Source organism: Mesorhizobium sp. M7A.F.Ca.CA.004.04.2.1, from assembly GCF_004022825.1.
Lineage (GTDB): Bacteria > Pseudomonadota > Alphaproteobacteria > Rhizobiales > Rhizobiaceae > Mesorhizobium.
This window is the reverse complement of sequence record NZ_RZPH01001322.1, coordinates 1-1,310: the sequence shown is the minus strand read 5'-3', so window position 1 is coordinate 1,310 and position 1,310 is coordinate 1. Positions and strand designations below refer to the sequence as shown.

1 protein-coding gene is annotated in these 1,310 nt (G+C 62.1%); it reads right to left on the bottom strand.

Translation table 11 applies throughout. The features are described from left to right. A partial coding sequence (locus EN893_RS34230; protein ID WP_164901392.1) for a class I tRNA ligase family protein occupies positions 1-1,310 on the bottom strand: 1,310 nt, incomplete at both ends.

Here is a 1,310-nt window from a genome sequence, read left to right as displayed (position 1 = left end):
GTCATGAACGGCATCATCGGATGCAGCAGCTTGTAGATCTCGTCGAGCACGAAGGCGACGCAGGCTCGGCTTTCGGCTTTGGCCGCCTCGTCGGTGCCCATGAACACCGGCTTCAGCAATTCCAGATACCAGTCGCAGAACAGGTTCCAGACGAAGCGGTAGGCGGCACCCGCCGCCTCGTTGAAGCGGTATGAGGTGATGCCGTCGGTGATCTCGCGCGCCGCGCGCGTCAGCTCGGTCAGGATCCAGCGGTTGACCGCCAGCCTGGCGTCGTTCAGCCAGAAATCGTCATTGCGCGCGACCTCGTTCATTTCGGCAAAACGCGTCGCGTTCCACAGCTTGGTGCCGAAATTGCGATAGCCGGCGATGCGCGCCGGATCGAGCTTCACGTCACGGCCTTGCGCCGCCATCACCGTCAGGGTGAAGCGCAGCGCGTCGGCGCCGTATTCGTCGATAAGGTCGAGCGGATCGATGACGTTGCCTTTCGACTTCGACATCTTCTGCCCGTTCTTGTCGCGCACCAGCGCATGGACATAGACGGTGTGGAACGGCTCCTCGTCCATGAAGTGCAGGCCCATCATCATCATGCGGGCGACCCAGAAGAAGATGATGTCGAAGCCTGTCACCAGCACGTCGGTCTGGTAGTAGGTCTTCAGCTCGGGCGTCTCGTCCGGCCATCCCAGCGTCGAAAACGGCCACAGCGCCGATGAGAACCAGGTGTCCAGCACATCCTCGTCGCGGGTCAGGATCTCGCCCGGCTTGAAGTTCTCCAGCTTGGCCTCGACCCAGGCCTTCCACGGTCCTTCCAGCGCCAGATAAAATTCGATCGCGGCGCTCAGCGCCTCTTCCTCGGTCTTCTCGACGAAGACGCGCCCGTCCGGCCCGTACCAGGCCGGGATCTGATGACCCCACCACAGCTGGCGCGAGATGCACCAGGGCTGGATGTTCTCCATCCAGTCGAAATAGGTCTTTTCCCAGTTCTTCGGCACGAAGTTCGTGCGACCTTCGCGCACGGAAGCGATTGCCGGCTTGGCCAGTTCCGCCGCATTGGCATACCACTGCTCGGTCAGGAACGGCTCGATCGGCACGCCGCCGCGATCGCCATGCGGCACCGCGTGGCGATGCGGCTCGACCTTTTCGAGGAAGCCGCCCTCTTCCATCAGTTCGACGATCTTCTTGCGCGCGACGAAGCGATCGAGGCCATCGAGTTCGTCCCAGACAAGCTGGCGCTCCGGCGTCACCTCGAGACCGGCAAGGAAATCCTCATTGTTCCTGAGGCTCACCGCCGCCTCCGTGGTCAGGATATTGAT